Genomic DNA, 18,069 nt, shown 5'->3' with positions numbered 1-18,069 from the left:
ATGGACTGCCTTACCCCTTTACGGAACCTAGCAGCATTCCTTTATTAAAATACTTTTGAAGAAACGGATACACTACGAGAAGAGGCAGAGCTGTCAAAAGAATTGCAGCCATTTTCGCAGCCGGTGTATATTCAATAGCCTGCACGAGACCAGCACCTGCACTGGAATCGTCATCAATGAGCATTTGTCTCAGGAATACCTGCAAAGGCCATTTATTACTGTCATCTAAATATAGGATTGCTGGAAAATACAGATTCCAGTTTTGTACAAAGTAAAACAAAGTGAATGTAGCGATCGCTGCCTTTGAAAGAGGAAGATAAATATTCCAAAAAATTCTCCATTCACTACATCCGTCAATTCGACCAGCTTCCTCCAGCTCAATCGGAATAGTTCTAAAGAAACTACGCATGACTATGAAGTAAAAAGGCGCAACCGCCATAACCAGCCACAGTGCCCAATAAGTATCGATTAACCCTAAAGATTTCACAATCAAATACGTAGGGATCATCCCGCCGCCAAATAACATGGTAAACAAAATCAAGAAATTCATGATGCCTCTGCCTTTTATCCAGGATTTTGATAACCCGTAGGCTAATAGTGAGGTTAATGATATGTTGATAAGCGTTCCCACAACACTAATAATGACGGCATTCTTAACGGCAGTTATAAATCCAGGGTTTGTTAACAAATATAAATATCCGTCTAGCGTCCATTCATTTGGAAGTATAAAAAAACCTCTTGTCAAGTATTCAGACTCCGGTGCAAATGAAGTTGTAATAATATAGAACAATGGAAGCAGTACTAGCAATGAAGAAATTGTTAAGATCGTATACACCAGAACGTCAATCCAGCTCTCACTTTTTTTCACTCTTAATGTTGACAACCTAGTATACCCCCTCTTGTCCAGCACGCTTTACAATGGTGTTCGCTCCAATAATCAATACAAGCCCAACAATGGATTTGAAAATACCAACCGCAGTGGAGTAGCTGAAGTCACCCTGCACGATGCCTTGACGATATACATAAGTATCAAACACATCGGAAACCCCTTGATTTAGAGGATTTTGCAGCAAATAAATATGCTCGAAACCAATATCCATGAAATTACCCAATCGAAGAATAAAGAGAATGATGATGACACCGCTTAGAGCAGGAAGAGTTACGTGCCAAATTTGTTTTAGCCTGCTGGCCCCATCTATGGAGGCCGCTTCGTACAAGCTGGGATCCACTGAAGAAAGCGCTGCCAAAAAGATGATGGTTCCCCAACCCACACCCTGCCAAATATTTTGGATTAGCCATGTCCAGCGGAAAGCATCTGCGTTTGTTAAAATGTTAATGACAGGTAGACCCATTGATTTCAACAGCTGATTGATTCCGCCGAATTCCGTGGAGAACAAAACGACTGTGATCCCAACTATAACAACCCACGACAAGAAATGAGGGGCATATAGAATGGTTTGAACCGATCTCTTGAAGAATCGCAATCGGACTTCGTTTAGTAATAACGCCATAATAATTGGTGCTGGGAAAAAGAAAATAATGTCCATAAGGCTTAACATTAGTGTGTTATACAATAGGGGCATAAAGTCTCTTTCCGTAAATAATCGTACAAACTGATCCAGCCCTACCCAGTCACTTCCTAAAAATCCTCTGAAGGGGTTATAGTCCTTGAACGCAATTACAATTCCAAACATGGGAATGTACTTAAATATTAAAAAAAACAGCATTCCCGGCAAAATCATGATGTACACGGGCAGGGCTCTTTTTAAATAGCTCACCCTCATTCAGCCTCCGATCTATATGGTCATTTCACGTGATAGAACCATTATAGATCAGAAAAAAAGACTGTTTTTTATACATTCACACGATTTATTGACTGATATTTCTTTCGTCTCCTTGATCCACGAATGGTATCCTCATCGAAACAATTGTACCTCGCTCTGGAAACGAGGTAAGACTCAGTCCATATTCTCTGCCATATTGCAATACAATCCGGGTATGGACGTTGATTAATCCGACTGTGTCGGCTGCAGTAAGTTTGTCTAATCCCGAATGTGTAATGTCCTGCAGCTTCTGATTCAAATCTTCAAGCATGCAAGCTGTCATCCCCGGTCCATTATCCGCAATCTCGATAATTAAATCATCCTGCTCTATATATGCGCTTATAATCACAGCAGCCTTCCCTTTTAATGGCTCGACCGCATACTTAATAGCATTTTCTACTATGGGCTGAATCGTAAAGTTGACAATACGGGCACCCAGAAATTTCTCATTGACGTATATTTCACTTTGAAAGTGCAATGTAAATCGCACATGAATAATTTCTAAATATTTTCTTACATGATCAAGCTCTTCGTTTAACTCCACCTCGAGCTTTGATAATTGTGCCGTATAACGGTAAATACTTGCCAAATTAGCACACATTTTTTCGATCATGGGGACATCCTCTAGATAAGCGATACTTTTGATAATATCCAGAGTATTGTACAGCAAATGAGGGTTAATTTGATTTTGAAGCACTTGAACAAGCGCTTCTTTCTGTTTGAGCTGCAATTGAACCTCTCTGATTCTTAAATCAGTAACAGTATTAATTAATTCATCTAAATTGCCCGCCATCTTGTTAAATGTAAGATTCAGCACCTGCATTTCGTCTGCACCTTGAATATATTCGGCACGTGCTTTCAGATCTCCATTTTGCACTCTAAGCATTAAATTTTTCAGTTGAATAATGGGCTGAAGCAATCCGTTTGATAATACCGGCACGAGAACCATTATTAAAACGAAGAGTATGATTGCTACTAATAAGGTAGAATTCCTTGCAATCATTAAACCACTTGCCATTTCATGAAAGGGCACAAAGGCAATTACCTTCCACCCTGTTTGTTCCGATTCATGATAGGAAATCAAGTGTTCTTCTTCATTTAACCATTGAATGGATCGAGTCGCAGTAAAATCAAGTTGATGCAATGAGGTATCCTTAATGTTTTGACCGATCCAGCTTGCGTTCGGATGAAAAACGATAGTGCCATCTTCTGCAACAACAAAGACATATCCTGTTTCACCCAGCTGCGTCTGTCCAAGAATATTAATGATTTCACTTAATTTTAAGCTTATGATCAATTTACCTGATTGTTTAACCGTATCGACACTGTAAATCGGAATGATTAGTGAGATCATAGCTGTATCTTTCCGTGAAGAATTATAGTTTGTATAATACGTGGGAATGATTTTTGATTCTTTGCTATCACTTGAAGAAAACCACGGCTCATTAATGACATGTTCAATGGATATGGTCGTGCCTGTGGATGAAATTAAATCGCCTTCGTTGGAGACCAAGAACATCCCGGCAATCTCTGAGTAGTTTAATGCGATGTATTTATTCAAAATATTTTCAATGGTTCTTGTATCAGCCTTGGTGAGCGAATTGTTCTTGCTCAGCCATTTTTGGATGAGTCCACTTTCATGGCTATTTAAAGAGACCCCACTCGTAATGGGGCCTGCTATGGTCGTATAGGTCGATTGCTCCAGCTGGGAGAAATATAGATCCATCTGATAGTTTGTTCGGGTGACAGCCTGTTCAGCAATGGAATAGAAGTCCTGCTTCGTCGCGCTGCTGTAATTATTATGAGCAAACACAGCCATTAACGTAACAGCAATTAAACTTATACTCATAAAACCAATGACCATCTTCATTCTAATGGACAGCTTTGACAACCATCGGAGCATCCTCATATTCCAAGCCTCTTTCTAAACTCTTTAGGGGAATAGCCTACGGTCTGTTTAAATAATCGAGTAAAATACGGGAGGTTCGCAAATCCGACCGCTTCGGCAATCTCGTATATCTTTTTATCCGTATCCTTTAGCAGCTTTTTCGCCTGCTCAATCCGTATATGATTCACATAATTAACAGGAGACATTCCTGTTTGTCTTTTGAATAATACACCAAAGTGTGAGGGGCTTAAATGAGAATGCTCTGCCATTTCATGAAGCGTCCAATCATAATGGTAACTAGTTTTCAGTCGATCACAAATATCGTTGATGATGAGTTTAGAGTTTTGAGATTTTTTGTTGGGAAACTCGGTGGCCCACACAACGAGCAATGTTTGAAAATAGTCCAAGATTCCATGATCCTTTGATAGGTCGGGCAACTGCAAATGGGAAGTGTTAATTTGCATATCCATGCATGCTTCTTTTATTTTTCCGTCCAATATTGTCAAAAGATTTTTTCTAATTCCAGCATTAATAAATTTCAAACGCAGTATTGAGTTCACTAAATCATGCAGCTTATTAAAGTGTAAACGCGGATCCCAAACATACATCATTTCTATAAACTGCTGAATTTTTACGAAATATTGATTCATCTCTTTATGCGAGGAAAGCTGCTCCGTACAACGGTGTATAACATCGATTAACTTCTCAGATTCCACTGGTTTTAATAAATACTCAGCCACACCGTATCGGATTGCTTGCTGAGCATACTGAAAATTATCGAATCCACTAATAATAACGATTGCCATTGGAATATGATGCTCATGAATTTTTTGAATTAAAGACAAGCCGTCCATATCTGGCATCTGAATATCCGTTATCAGCAGAATTGGCCAATGCTCTTGTATCATATTCCAGGCTTTTTCACCTGTCTCCGCTTCGCCAACCACTTGAAATTCATGCCCCGCTTGTTCAACCATTTTCACAATCGCGCTGCGAATCCAGGGTTCGTCCTCGACTACCATAACCGAATACATGCCGCTGCCTCCCTCAGATGTCTGGCAAGACCACCCCTGGAATTTTATTATTGAGTTGGCTTGGTCTTTGCAGAACAGATTGTATCAAGCTCCTAGAACTTCTGCTTGCAAAACCAGCCTTCCTTGTAGGCCTTCCAGGAATGTGACTGATCTCCAACATATTCATAGTGATCGAACACGTCACCCCTGCCTTGTGTTCTTGGATCCCCCGTCTGAACGAGTACCTTTTTTAATTCCAGCCATAGCTCCTTTTTCACTGGATCAAAGTGAGGATCTTCTGCCAAATTAGTTATACATTCAGGATCAGTCCGGATTTCAAACAGCTCTTCTTCTGCCCGTTTGCCAAAAGATAAATGGTAATAATCATCTTGTCCCTCAGCATGCTGCTTGAGCAGCAACGTCTTAGTCGGTGAACTGTCTACATTGGTATATCCCGTTTCCGGATTCCCTGCAGGCCATAGATCTGGTTTGAAATTTCTCACGTATAGATATTTTTCAGTACGTATGCATCGAACAGGATACGCCACATCATTTTCTGTTCCTACATCGTGACGTTCTTTCCCCATGTAGACCTTGTTTCTATCCGCCTCTACCCGTCCTTGTTGGTCCGATCTAATCATGTTCATCAAGCTTCGACCAGCAAATTGAGCGTGTGGAGGCAGTCCTGCCGCTTCTACAAACGTTGGTGCTAAATCAATAAAACTGATCAAATCCTCTATCTTTCTCCCGCCAGGGACTTGATTCTTCCAGTACAACGCCATTGGAAGGCGCAGATCATGCTCATACATTTGACCTTTGATTCGCGGAAATGGCATGCCATTATCAGAAGTGACTACAATCAAAGTATGTTCCAATTCACCGAGTTCCTCAAGCGTATTCAGTATTTTTCCAAGCTGTAAATCGAACCAATCAATTTCAAGTGCATAATCCAGCCAATCACTTTTAATGATTTCATCATCTGGATAATAGGAAGGGAGCTTGATTTCATCGAGGTTTTTCCCAGCTCTTACACCGCTTCCCTCCTCGTATTTTCGATGAGGCTCAAGACACCCAAACCAAAAACAGAATGGTTGGTTCTGCTGACGCTCCTCCAAAAATGCATTGAAGTTGGAAGCATAATCAATGTCACTAATTCCTTCTGTCGGAGGAACCAGCTTATGCTGGTTATAGACCGGACCCGCAGGATTACGGGCGAAACCACCAGCCTCCCAATCTCCAGGTGCCCAGCCCTTTCCTGTATAGCCTACATGATAGCCAGCGTCCTCAAGCAAATCCGGATAAACCTTGAACTTTGAAGGGAATATTCCATAATGATTGCAGGCCTCTTCCATCTGCCATGTGTGCATTCCGGATAGGATACTTGCTCTTGAAGGCGCACATTTCGGATTCGTCGTAAATGCATTCTGAAATAGAATGCCTTCTTCAGCAATACGGTCGAAGTTAGGTGTATTTACAAACTTGTGTCCGTACGCCCCCATATGCGAGGCATCGTCAGCGATCGCAAACAAGATGTTGGGTCTTTGATTCATATTTAAACCTACCTTTCTATTTTAAGGAATAGCATCGAGCTGTCAGCCTTCATATTGGATTAATGTGCAAATGATCATGCCTTGCTGAAAAAGCAAGACATGATCATCTCATTAGTTGGTTGCACCGTCGCCGTGCTTTGGCCAGTTATGATGTTTCATTTCGGAAACGATTACGCTACGCTGACCTGAAACTCTGGATTGAGCAGGTACAATTTCAGGCTCCATTTCACCGATCTCCACCATTCGGCGCCGCAGCCGTGCTCTCAGATCAGCAGTTATCCCAGCGAAAGTTTCCATGCCGATCAAATTATTCGTTTCATATGGATCTGCTTGTAAGTCATAGAGGAATGCTTCTTCATAGCGGTCTGAACCGGAGTGTTCACCTCCATGTTTGCTGGAATCTTCGACGCAATATTTCCAGCGCTCTGTCCGTATGGCCCTTCCAACGACACTCTCACTAATTTGTACAAGCACTTCTTGGGGCCAGTCAGCAGCGTTTCGATTCACTAACGGAACCACCGATCTTCCCTGCATATCCGATGGCACTTGGATTCCGGCGGCATCCAGCAAAGTCGGAGGCAAATCAACGAGGCTGACGAGATCACGAATCTGTCCGCCTCCCATAAATCCAGGACCGTATATAGCGGTAGGGACTCGAATGGAGCTCTCATGACAGGATCTTTTGTACTCCGCATTTCGAGTTTTGAAATGACATCCGTGATCGGAAGTGAACAATATTACGGTATGATCAAGCATATCCATGCTCTTCAGCGTATCCAGCAATCGGCCAAGTGCCTCGTCCAGCCGCTTTACCATTCCGTAATACCCACCTAAATGTTGGTGTGCCGTTCCGCCAAGCGCAGCAAGATCTGGCGGCGTCCAGCGCCCCGTATACGTTTCTTCCATCCCATCCGGAGCCGGATAATTGTCGGTATGATTTTGATGATGCGGCTCCAGATAAGAGAGGAACAGAAAGAAAGGATTATCCGTATCCTGCTGTCTATGAATATACCTGATAGCGGCATCTGTTTGCGCATCTACGCGGTATCCAGGAAGCTTAACGCGATTATTATCGTTATCAAATAACACGGCATCGTAAGCATCGGATACGAACTCCAGCAAATTGGCACCTAACCACTCTTCGTACCCCCCACGTTCATGCGCAGGCACCGGGTCTTCGCTTGCCAGATGCCATTTGCCGATATAGCTCGTGCTGTATCCCGCTTCCTTGAAGTAATGAGCCATTGTTTTAGTCTCTTGCGGTAACGGAATGCCATTCCGATAGCAGCCTGTCGTGGTAGCGTATTTACCACTTTGCAGACAGGACCTGGCAGGTCCGCACACCGGCTGGCTAGTAAACATGTTGTATAAATGCGTCCCTGCTCTGGCTATACGGTCAAAATTCGGTGTTAATCCTAAGGGGTTACCATGTACGCCGGTCGTATCAAAGCGCTGTTGATCCGTAAAGAAAACGATGACATTCGGTTGTTTCATAGCCATTACTCCTCGCCTCAATTAGTTATCGCTATGTCCGACAGACAATCGTTCTTGATGGTTCTGAACGACTTCTCCACTCAATGAAGGCGGCAGATAATCAGCAGGCGCTGCATTAACCTTCAAGTACTCCCCTTGAAGCGGCGTCGGAATATCCTTCCAGGTGCGTCCTTCTCCGTTGAACTGCGGCATCCATGGAGCCAAGGCTTCCAGCATCTCATCGCACATCGCCCATACTTCTTCCGTGTTGCATACAGCGGCCGTTAACGGATCATGCAGCACAGCCAATTTTAACAGGTCCTTGTTCCCCGTTAATGCAGCCTCCACCGCCATTTCCTGAACGCTAATACTCGCTCGGCAAGTTGCTGCCAATGGCATAGGCAAATCGCCAACGAAGCTTGCTTGAACACCATTTTTATCTACATAACAAGGTATTTCAATCGTGGATCCGTTTGGAAGATTCGTAATAAGACCTTTGTTCTCAATGTTGAAATGTCCACGATATGCTCTGCCCGTCTCTAAAGCTTCAATGATGTAGGAGCCATGCTCATGCGAACGCTCACCAAGTTTGATATATTCTGCTTCGCCGCTCATCCATTTTGGATACAAATCACGGTATTCATTTGTCTTCTTAATGCAGTGATTCAAGTATCCAGCCGTCTGTCCTCCAATCCACTCTTCCTTGAATATCCACTTATCTAATTCGTCTTTACGCTTCCGATACCAAGGCAAATATTCGCTCAGATGTCCGTTAGACTCTGTGGAATAGTAACCAAATCGTCTTAAAACGTCGATACGGCATTTTTCACGCTGAGACAACTCGGGGTGCTTTTCAAACGCTTCCAATAAATAAGGCGTCATATCCATTCCTTTATGTGTCACTTGAATGTACCAGGTTTGATGATTTATACCAGCACAGATAAAATCGACTTCCTCTTCCGGCAGACCGAGTGCTCTAGCTATTTGCTTGTGACCACCTTGAACACCGTGGCAAAGACCAAGGACATTGACTCCTCCTGCGCGACGTAAAGCCCAGGTATTCATGGCCATGGGATTCGAATAGTTTAATAACAATGCATTCGGAGCTGCGACTTCACGAATGTCTTTCGCAAGATCCAGAAGCACAGGAATCGTTCGCATCGCGAAAAACACACCGCCGGGCCCGAGCGTATCACCCACACATTGGTCCACCCCGTATTTGAGTGGGATTTCAACATCATGTTTGAAGGCCTCTAATCCGCCTACACGCGCCGTACAAATGATATAATTTGCATCAGTAATCGCTTCACGTTGGTCTGTGGTAGCTTGAATAGTTGCCGCCAACCCGTTATCTTCAATCATTTTACGGCACAAGTTTACAACCATCGTCAGGTTCTCTTCATTAATGTCCATCATACGGAACTCCGTGTCCTGGAATTCCTCTACCGCTAATAAATCCATCATCAGCCTACGGGTGAATCCAACACTACCTGCACCGATCATTGCAATCTTTAACAATATCATTGCCTCCCATGTTATATAATATTGCTACATCATCTCTTTTCAATTTTTAGTTTATTACAATGAATACGTATCTACAATGGTAATTAAATGCGATACAGTGGTCATATATTGCTATTTAATTCAATGAATCTGGCAACCAAAAACGGATCCCTTGGATCCCGGAACCCGCTGATCGTAATTCATATTGTGAACAACTGAATTCTCTGATATCATGTTTGAAAGTTGCCAAATCTTTAAGTGCACGATCTTAATATATGTACTTTTCAGGATATCAAAAGGAGGGGGACCTTAATTGTGACAACCACATCCAAACCTTTTCGCCACTCTTATGGATTTCGTTTCCGTGATATCCCATCCTATTCAGTCTCTATGATCCGCGGAGTTGGCTGGGAGAATATCATGTCCACTGATTACAATTGGAACGGACTTACAAGAGAAGATACATCCATGGTGTTATTCCAGTACACCGTTTCAGGTTCTGGCCAGATACGGATCGGTGATCAGTTATATTCATTGAATGCAGGCAATGGATTCCTGGTTTCTGTACCCAGCGACCATCACTATTATTTCCCTCAAGGTAGCAGTCATTGGGAATTCCTTTACATTACTCTTACTGGGGATATACTGCCGATTTATGAAGAAATAACCTCTAATTTAGATCCCATATTCTCTTTATCTGCCGAGAGCAGTACGGTTCAATTACTCCGTAACATATTTGAGATGGCCCATCGAAAACAAATTATGGACGGGTATGTTTCCTCTTCCCTCGCCTATCAGTTCTTGACGGAGTTATCCAGGATTTCCATCTACCCACAGACACTGCAGCATTTCCCCCGTGGGATTCAAAAAGTATTGGACTATATGGAGCTTCATTACGAGTCAGCAGTTAGTTTAGAGGAGTTCGCAAACATTGCTGAAATGTCTAAATATCATTTTCTACGGGAGTTCCGACGATGCAAGGGAATTACTCCGATTGAATATTTAATCAAACTGCGTATCGAGAAAGCGGCCCATCTCATTCGTACAACTGAGATCAGCCTTAAAGATATTTCCAGAGCTGTAGGATTTGCGAATGGAAACTACTTCTCTAAAGTGTTTCGAAGCTGGGTTGGAGTATCCCCTGGTCAATTTCGCCGGGATCACAGCCTGATCGCTTCCGACCATCTTTTTTTTCGCTAATCGTTTGACAAAAGAGGCTGTCCCCAAAGATCTAGGATCTTGGGGGATGGCCTCGTTCGTGTGGTTGTGAGATGCTCCGCGTACGAAGAGGCGACCGCTACCGCTGGTCCGGAATAATTTAGTTCTCTCCGCTATATACAAGGGATCTACTGATCTTCCAATGAGTCCGTTTGTACAGTGTGGGGGTTTTTTATGAAAAGCTTATGAGTTGCGTCAGGGGCATCGAGTAGGAGTGAGGACGGTTGGGAGAAGCATACTACAATTAACACTGTGATTCTTTGATGATCTGATCGCTGGGAATCCCTGCTTCTCTTCGATAAACGGTCGGAGTCAGCTTGTGCGCTTGCTTGAACTGCCGCATGAAATACCGCTCATCGCAGAAGCCAACGGAACGAGCAATGTTCTTCACGGAATCATCCGTCTGCGTAAGCAGCTCCTCTGCACGTCGAAGCCTCTCCTGCAGCAAATATTGTCCTAGCGATAGGCCGGTATGGCGTTTAAACAGTCGTGCCATATAATCGTAGCTGTAGTGAAACTGCTCGCACAGCCGTTTCGGCGCTAGCTCACAGGGAAGGTTGGCTTGTAGAAATTGCTGCAGCGCCTCCACGAGCCCTTGCTGAGGTGAGAACCGATCACTCTTCTGTGTTATAGCGACATGGGTCGTCTGCGCAGCCAGATCCACTAATAATGCAGTCAGCAAATACGGCTCAGCCCGACGAGCGCAGCTATGCTGTCCCGCTGTGCGAAGCAGATGGTCTGCCAAGGCAAAGGCTCGGTTTCGCTGAGCAAGCTGTCCGGCCATCGGGATATACAGTGCTTCATGTTCATCACTGAATTTTCCAGATCGGCGTGTCTGCCTCTCAGCTCGCTTCTCATTCTCCTCAGCAAGCTCCTCACTGCTTACATAACGCACAGGTTGTGTGGAACGAAATCGCAGCCAGTAAAAACACGTCCCCTTATCGCTGCAGCGGTAACCTTCTCTTGGAAGATCTGGTCGCAGCAACAGCATCTCACCAGGCCGAACAATGTGCGCCATCTCCTGCTGGCGCGTATACACCGCGTGGTGTGTAGGAAGTAACAGTTCGAAGCCTTGCAGCGTGCGTTTTTCCTGCATCCACGGTTTGTCCAGCTTTGTATATCCTCCGCGCAAATAGATAAACGGCTCCTGAAGTTGATAAGCAGCATATTGCATTCGCAAGTCCCCTTCCACGATTAGGTCGATATTATCCACCTCTTATACGATGGACACCACTTTAAACAGGAACCATTTATAGTAATATATGGCTATCAAAGCGAAGGGAGGCTAAGATAACTGTTTTTTTCACTACTCATTCCAAGGAGGAATATTATGAAAAGCAAGCTGTGGCTGACCCTATCCCTTGTATGCTCGCTCGGCACCGTTCCATTGCTCTCCGTGAACGCCGCTCCTGCACCCGACATGCATGTCGCAAAGTATAAGGATAACAGCACCCCGTACCCGCTCTATGCTGCCGAGTTCGGCACCGACCCGCTCTGGACTGCAGCCGAACTAGAGTTATTGGGCAAAAATTTCGATGGTATCTTCGGCAATCCGAACATAAGCATGTCGATGGCGAACACTCTCCGTTCCCATTATGCACCATTCAAGATCAATCAGTACAACGGCAAATGGGCCGTAAACGGGACGACCGCGGACTACATCGAGAACAACAAGAAGGAAGTGCTTTATTACCGGGTGGGCAATTCCTCTGCCAGTATCACAGCGACGCAAACTACGTTCTCCTTGAACGATGTGTTTGGCTCCCTAATCCCATCGACCTCCAACACATGGAATTCAAACTTTGACAGTAACGGCGAGTTCAAGTTCGTTACCTGGCTATTGATCGGCGATGAGCTAATGAAAATTCAGAGTGTCAGCGGGAATACTGTCACGGTCATTCGTGGCATCCACAGTACCGTGCCGAAGAGTTATCCAGCGGGAACACCGATTCTGTCACCCGTATACGGTGCCGCACCGGTCGCCGGAATGACCTCGGAGGTGCAATATCGACTCGATGAAGGGACAAATGTCCGCTGGGATCTACTGTTGAGCGCAGCACTCGCTGAGTACGATAAAAACCGCGGAGGCATCTGGATTGATATCCTGATCGGCAATTTATCGCAATTCGCCCAAAGCGGCCAGACGGTGCCAAGTAATCGAATCTGGGACATCCGCAACCAATCAGTATACAACGATGAAGTGCGTGCAGAAAACGTAGAGCGCGGCATCGTGCGTATTCAGGAACAATTCAAAGCACAAAAGGGTGTATATCCGGTCATCTGGGGCAACAACCTGCTGCATCCGACCACATTGACAGACCAGCGGGTGAAGATGCTCCTAAGCACGTCTATCAAGCCGCGTCCAATCGATGGCTTCGCTATGGAAAATTCGTACGGCGGATACGGTACGGGCGGCAATTCCGGCACCGAGTTCTGGTTCAAGGACTACACCGGTTGGAAAAACAATCTTAAATCAATCATGTTCATGGGAGAAAATAAACTGGCTGCTCTTCCGCTTATGCTGGATGGCGGGCAAGACAACAAAACCTTCGCCGCACTTCCTGCTGCCGAACGGCGCCGAATCCTGCTCTACGGTTATGCCTCTTACCTGCTCGGGGTAAAAGTCGAGCCGGATAACAAAATTTATACTAAGATTGGATTTACCCCACTCGTTAATCCGGGAACCGGCCCTGCTTATTTGTATCTTGAGCCTATGTTTACTTGGGACATTGGCAAGCCGACCCAGACACTCAGCAGCTCCAACTACAGCAATTACAAGCTAAGCGGACGTGATGTGTGGGTCCGCACCTTCCAGAATGGCATTGTGATTGTTAATCCGTCAGAGAACGCCGAGAACAACGTGAGTGTATCAAGCTACGGCTCCCTCAAGGATCCAGAGCAAGGCAATATTTCCGTGACCTCCGTTTCTTTACCGTCGAAGACCGCCAAAATTTTACTATTCAATTAGTACTGAGCAGGCAATCGCCCCTTCGTTCTTTGCGCGAGGGGGCTTTTGAAGTTTCCCGGCTGCCGCTGCATAACACCTTCTCATACATAAATCATATTGGGGGTGCGAGCAGGAACGCAATACGAACATATTGCGTTAAGAAGGTAATATGCTGCTGTGTCACCTTCAGTCCTAATGATATAAGGTACTGCAAGGTGCCTCATCTGTTATCACGGTGGCCGCCTTACCATGGGTGCCGTCGACGACTGCACAAAAGCAAAAGTCAATTCCCAAAACGCCTTCCGCTTTGATGCTGACGGATTAACATAATGTACGGCAATCAGTAAATTTCTAAATGAAAAGAGTAGAAGGCCCCCCACGGCCTTCTACCCTTTTTTTAGTCAATGTCGGTAATTTTCCACTTACCGTTCTCTTTAATAAAACTGTATAACCTTGTATTTTCTCCGTTTTCAACGGTGGTTACTAACGCCACGATGAGAGCGCTAGTTTCGCTTTTGACACTTACCGATTCCAATAACATCTTTGTAATTTTGTAAGAAGCCATTTTCATGTTAGGATCTCGCTTCGAATCGAAAAGAGAGAAGTACGCCTGCTCATCCCCATCATTTTGGTGCTCAGCTGCGAGGTTTGCAATCTTCACTAATTCCAGTTCATCGCCCGCCAGTTGGGAATGATCAAGATACACCACCTCGTTCTCCACCTTTGGTGGAGCAGAAGGTTCCGTCTCACTTACTCCGCTGTTGTGTCCACCACTAGAGCACCCCTTCACGAACTAGTACACTTCAACCAAATGACTTTCCATAGATTTAGACACAATATCAACCCATATAGTTGCACTATTTGGAACTTACGCCTACGCCGCCATTCTGCTTGGTCCATACCGCAAAATCCATAATGGTTTCCCTATATCCCCGGTACTGCTCCTTAAAGCTCCAGGTCGTGTCGGGATCACGCATGTTCGCAACCAGAACCAGCAGCTTCTTCTCGATCCCCTGAATCACGTTTCCCAAGTATTCCATATCGTCCAGGTCAAAGAATTATATTTATTTCCTCGTAAAAAACATTGTATTTTTGTTATGTTTAATGTTAGTTTGTTATATAACAAATATAATTTGTTATTTTCAGAAAGGAGATCAGGTATGAACGCTACGCAATGGGCTGCAAGCATCGAGGATGAGCTCAAGAACAATATTCTTTCCTTTTGGCTCAACCACACCACGGATGAAGTAAACGGCGGCTTCTACGGCTATATCAATCGCAGCCAGCAAGTCGACAAGACGGCCGACAAGGCACTGGTCCTTAACGCTCGAATCATGTGGACATTCTCAGCCGCTTATCGCCTTTATCGTGATTCCCGTTATTTAGAAACCGCGCGCCGGGCCTATCAATTTCTGAAGGATTACTTTACAGATGCCGAGCATGGCGGTCTGTATTGGTCTGTCAGTGCAGCCGGGGAGCCCGTGTCCACCAAGAAGCAGGTCTATGGCCAAGCCTTTGTCATCTATGCTTATTCGGAATTTTATCGGGCAACAGGTGATGTATCCATCCTCAAGGAAGTCATCGAGCTGTATCATGTGCTGGAGCGGCATGCCTATGACCCGGTTCATCAAGGTTATATTGAGGCATTAACCCGGGAATGGAAGGAAACCAACCACAATAGTCTCAGTGCGAAGGACTTGAACAGTAAAAAATCCATGAACACTCATCTTCACGTCCTGGAAGCCTACACTAACCTATACCGGATCTGGCCGGCTCCAGAGCTTCGGCACCAGCTTCACGAGCTTATTACAGTAACGCTGGATCGTATTGTGTGTCAGGACTCGTGGCATTTCAAGCTGTTTTTCGATATGGAATGGCAACGTGAGTCGGATCATATTTCCTACGGCCATGATATTGAGGGAAGCTGGCTGTTGTATGAAGCGGCAGAGGTGCTCGGGGAACCTGATTTGCTTGCCAAGGTTCGTTCTGCTGCGCTTCAGATGGCTGAAGCTACCCTGAAGGAGGGGGTCGATCAGGACGGAGGACTGTTCAATGAGGCAGGACCTTCCGGACTCCTCGATACAGACAAGGATTGGTGGCCTCAGGCGGAAGCGGTCGTCGGGTTCTATAATGCGTTCCAATTGACCGGTAATGAGACGTATCGGGACGCCGCACTGAAGGCCTGGACCTTTATAGAGAGACACCTGGTCGATAAGAAGCACGGCGAATGGCACTGGAGCGTCCGCCGGGATGGCACCTTAAGCCATAACGAAGAAAAAGCAGGTCCCTGGAAATGTCCCTACCATAACAGCCGTGCTTGTATGGAGATGATTCAGCGTTTGTCCACACATGCTGAATTTCACAACAACAAAACCTTGGAGGTTGAATAAAATGAGTCTATTTCAAGAGAGAAAAAAAGCATTGACAGAGCAGTATGAAGCGTTAGTGACAAGAAGCAACCGCCCGGAAGCTCTGAGCAATGGCGTTCTGGAACGCTATGAGCATCCCGTGCTTACCGCAGCTCATGCGCCGCTGCATTGGAAGTACGACTACAATGAGGAGAGCAATCCTTATTTCATGGAGCGGATCGGGGTACACTGCGTGTTTAACCCAGGCGCGATTTATCTCAATCATAAATACTACTTAGCCGCTCGTGTAGAAGGGACTGACCGCAAATCGTTTTTTGCCATCGCGGAAAGCGACAGCCCTGTAGAAGGCTTTCGGTTCTGGGACCGCCCTCTGGTCATGCCGGAGACCGATAATCCAGATGTAAATGTCTACGATATGCGCCTGGTTCAGCATGAAGATGGCTGGATTTACGGACTGTTCTGTACAGAGCGTAAAGATCCGGATGCGCCGCATGGCGACCTGTCGAGCGCCATTGCTCAGTGCGGGATTGCCCGGACGAAGGACCTTGTAACCTGGGAGCGGCTTGCCGATCTGAAGACCAACTCCAATCAGCAGCGGAATGTGGTGCTGCACCCGGAATTTGTGAATGGCAAATACGCCTTTTATACCCGGCCGCAAGACGGCTTCATCGACACCGGATCCGGCGGCGGCATTGGCTGGGGACTGTCGGATTCTATAGAACAGGCCGTCATTCAGCAGGAGCAGATTATGGATGAGCGGCATTATCATACGATCAAGGAGGTCAAGAACGGCCAGGGCCCTGCACCGATCAAGACCGAACAGGGCTGGCTGCATATCGCCCACGGCGTGCGGAATACAGCGGCCGGACTTCGCTATGTCCTGTACGCCTTCTTGTCCGATCTCGACCAGCCGGAGAAGGTCACTCACCGCCCGGCAGGCCATCTGCTTGCACCGGAAGGGGAAGAGCGGATCGGCGATGTATCCAATGTGTTGTTCTGTAATGGCGTCGTGGCGCACCCGAATGGTGAGGTATACATTTATTATGCTTCCTCTGATACCCGCTGCCATGTCGCATCCACCACTATAGAACGTTTGCTGGACTACGTCATGCACACTCCGGAGGATCCGCTCCGCTCTTATGCCTGTGTTCAGCAGCGACTAGAGCTCATTGACCGCAACCTAGCGCTGCTTGCCCAAGCCTGAGCTTTCCCGGTATAGCAGCTCACAGGCGAGCAGGACCTTTTCTGCCGGCGCTTCCCGTTCATGGACTCGCCGCTGCAGCAGCTCCACCGCCCGTCTGCCCAATGCATGCTTCGGCACCCGCACCGTGGTGATGCGCGGGCTGGTCCGATCTGTATCCTCGATATGATCGAAGCCGGTTACAGAGACATCATCAGGCACCGCGCAGTTCAAGCGTTGCAGCACCGTCAGTGCTGCCAGCGCGATCTGGTCGTTGGCGCAGACGAGTGCCGCGGGCATTTTTCCGTTATCCATTTTCTCTGCCGCCCACCGGGTGATGGAATCTATGAAATGCTCCTTCTCAAACCCCTGTACGGGCAAGTAGTGCGCTGCACTGCTGCCCGCTGCAGGCTCCACAATTCCCGCTTCCTCCATCGCTCTGTTAAATCCGAGATACCGATCATAGAAGCTTCTGGAATATCGCGCATCACCTACAAAGACAAGCTCCCGGTGTCCGGTTCCAATGAGGTGCCGTGTCAATCGGTGCATGCTCTCAAAATTGTCAGCAAACAAGGTATCTGCGGGAATGAGCTCATCCTCGTGGTCAATCAGCACAATCGGCAGCCCCAAGCGGTGAGCCTCCAGCAGTAACGGCGCAGCCACCTCCCCCACTCCGATGATTCCCATGAGCGCTTTGGGATTCAGCAGCTGCATGAAATGCTCTACACTTTGTTCTGCCACAATGACCATCCCGACGCCCTCGTGATCCAGCTTCTCCGAGATTCCTTCCAGGATCCGCCCCCAATAAGCGGAGGTCTTGGTCTGAAAACGAATGTTGGGCATCAGCACCAGCACAGAATTCCGCTGCGGATCAGAGACCTCTGACTTGGTGGGCAGAGGTGCTTTTAGATAGCCGTTTTTCTGATTAAAATAGCCCAGCTGGGCTGCTGTCTCCATTACCCGCGCTTTGGTAGCGTCGCTGACACCTTCTTTTCCCGACAGCGCCTTTGATACGACAAACTTGGAGACGCCTAAGGAGTCCGCAATGTGCTGCATGGTTACTTTTTTGGACAAGACTGTTGGCCCCCCTACTGCTAACTGTGCT

The 18,069-nt window shown here is 46.2% G+C and carries 15 protein-coding genes; 4 read left to right on the top strand and 11 right to left on the bottom strand.

Annotated elements, in window-relative coordinates; all coding sequences use genetic code 11:
* Positions 1–10: 10 nt before the first annotated feature.
* The 7 genes from E6C60_RS04055 to melA form a co-directional block, all read right to left on the bottom strand.
* Positions 11–883, bottom strand: coding sequence for a carbohydrate ABC transporter permease (locus tag E6C60_RS04055; protein WP_233281130.1), 873 nt, complete (start codon positions 881–883; stop codon positions 11–13).
* A gap of 1 nt (position 884) precedes the next feature.
* On the bottom strand, positions 885–1,784 hold the full coding sequence (locus E6C60_RS04050; RefSeq protein ID WP_138224656.1) for an ABC transporter permease: 900 nt from the start codon (positions 1,782–1,784) through the stop codon (positions 885–887).
* An 85-nt stretch (positions 1,785–1,869) separates the two neighbouring features.
* Positions 1,870–3,693 (bottom strand): cache domain-containing sensor histidine kinase, encoded by a 1,824-nt coding sequence (locus E6C60_RS04045; RefSeq protein WP_217496377.1) that lies wholly within the window; start codon positions 3,691–3,693, stop codon positions 1,870–1,872.
* A 35-nt stretch (positions 3,694–3,728) separates the two neighbouring features.
* Positions 3,729–4,745, bottom strand: coding sequence for a response regulator transcription factor (locus tag E6C60_RS04040; RefSeq protein WP_138224654.1), 1,017 nt, complete (start codon positions 4,743–4,745; stop codon positions 3,729–3,731).
* A 92-nt stretch (positions 4,746–4,837) separates the two neighbouring features.
* Entirely contained in the window at positions 4,838–6,274 is a 1,437-nt protein-coding gene (locus E6C60_RS04035; RefSeq protein ID WP_138224653.1) for a sulfatase family protein, read from the bottom strand.
* 111 nt (positions 6,275–6,385) lie between these two features.
* Positions 6,386–7,768 (bottom strand): sulfatase family protein, encoded by a 1,383-nt coding sequence (locus E6C60_RS04030; protein WP_208204148.1) that lies wholly within the window; start codon positions 7,766–7,768, stop codon positions 6,386–6,388.
* Between the two features lie 21 nt (positions 7,769–7,789).
* Positions 7,790–9,271 carry an alpha-glucosidase/alpha-galactosidase gene (gene melA / locus E6C60_RS04025; RefSeq protein ID WP_233281129.1) on the bottom strand — a complete coding sequence of 494 codons (1,482 nt, stop codon included), beginning with the start codon at positions 9,269–9,271 and terminating at the stop codon, positions 7,790–7,792.
* 294 nt (positions 9,272–9,565) lie between these two features.
* On the opposite strand from melA, the gene E6C60_RS04020 reads away from it, so the two are divergent.
* On the top strand, positions 9,566–10,450 hold the full coding sequence (locus E6C60_RS04020) for a helix-turn-helix domain-containing protein (RefSeq protein ID WP_138224651.1): 885 nt from the start codon (positions 9,566–9,568) through the stop codon (positions 10,448–10,450).
* Positions 10,451–10,712: 262 nt separating this feature from the next.
* Here the strand turns inward: E6C60_RS04020 and E6C60_RS04015 are convergent, their stop codons facing one another.
* Complete coding sequence (locus tag E6C60_RS04015; protein ID WP_138224650.1) at positions 10,713–11,642, bottom strand: helix-turn-helix domain-containing protein; 930 nt, start codon at positions 11,640–11,642, stop codon at positions 10,713–10,715.
* A 156-nt stretch (positions 11,643–11,798) separates the two neighbouring features.
* Here E6C60_RS04015 and E6C60_RS04010 point away from each other — a divergent pair, with 156 nt between their 5' ends.
* The gene (locus tag E6C60_RS04010) at positions 11,799–13,436 is read left to right on the top strand and encodes a hypothetical protein (RefSeq protein WP_138224649.1); all 1,638 of its coding nucleotides are present in this window, start codon (positions 11,799–11,801) and stop codon (positions 13,434–13,436) included.
* Between the two features lie 376 nt (positions 13,437–13,812).
* Here the strand turns inward: E6C60_RS04010 and E6C60_RS04005 are convergent, their stop codons facing one another.
* On the bottom strand, positions 13,813–14,136 hold the full coding sequence (locus E6C60_RS04005) for a hypothetical protein (RefSeq protein WP_217496376.1): 324 nt from the start codon (positions 14,134–14,136) through the stop codon (positions 13,813–13,815).
* A gap of 136 nt (positions 14,137–14,272) precedes the next feature.
* Positions 14,273–14,455, bottom strand: coding sequence for a hypothetical protein (locus E6C60_RS04000; RefSeq protein WP_138224647.1), 183 nt, complete (start codon positions 14,453–14,455; stop codon positions 14,273–14,275).
* Between the two features lie 120 nt (positions 14,456–14,575).
* Between E6C60_RS04000 and E6C60_RS03995 the strand changes: the two genes are divergently transcribed.
* Positions 14,576–15,805 (top strand): AGE family epimerase/isomerase, encoded by a 1,230-nt coding sequence (locus E6C60_RS03995; protein WP_138224646.1) that lies wholly within the window; start codon positions 14,576–14,578, stop codon positions 15,803–15,805.
* Between the two features lies 1 nt (position 15,806).
* Positions 15,807–16,988 carry a glycoside hydrolase family 130 protein gene (locus E6C60_RS03990; RefSeq protein ID WP_138224645.1) on the top strand — a complete coding sequence of 394 codons (1,182 nt, stop codon included), beginning with the start codon at positions 15,807–15,809 and terminating at the stop codon, positions 16,986–16,988.
* On the opposite strand, the gene E6C60_RS03985 is transcribed toward E6C60_RS03990, so the two are convergent.
* Positions 16,965–18,038, bottom strand: coding sequence for a LacI family DNA-binding transcriptional regulator (locus tag E6C60_RS03985; RefSeq protein ID WP_138224644.1), 1,074 nt, complete (start codon positions 18,036–18,038; stop codon positions 16,965–16,967). The two genes, E6C60_RS03990 and E6C60_RS03985, sit on opposite strands and share 24 nt — an antisense overlap.
* Positions 18,039–18,069: the final 31 nt, after the last annotated feature.

The organism is Paenibacillus algicola, from assembly GCF_005577435.1.
Classification (GTDB): Bacteria; Bacillota; Bacilli; order Paenibacillales; family Paenibacillaceae; genus Paenibacillus_AQ; species Paenibacillus_AQ algicola.
Note: the sequence above shows the minus strand (reverse complement) of the source record. Positions and strands in the feature narration are given on the sequence as shown.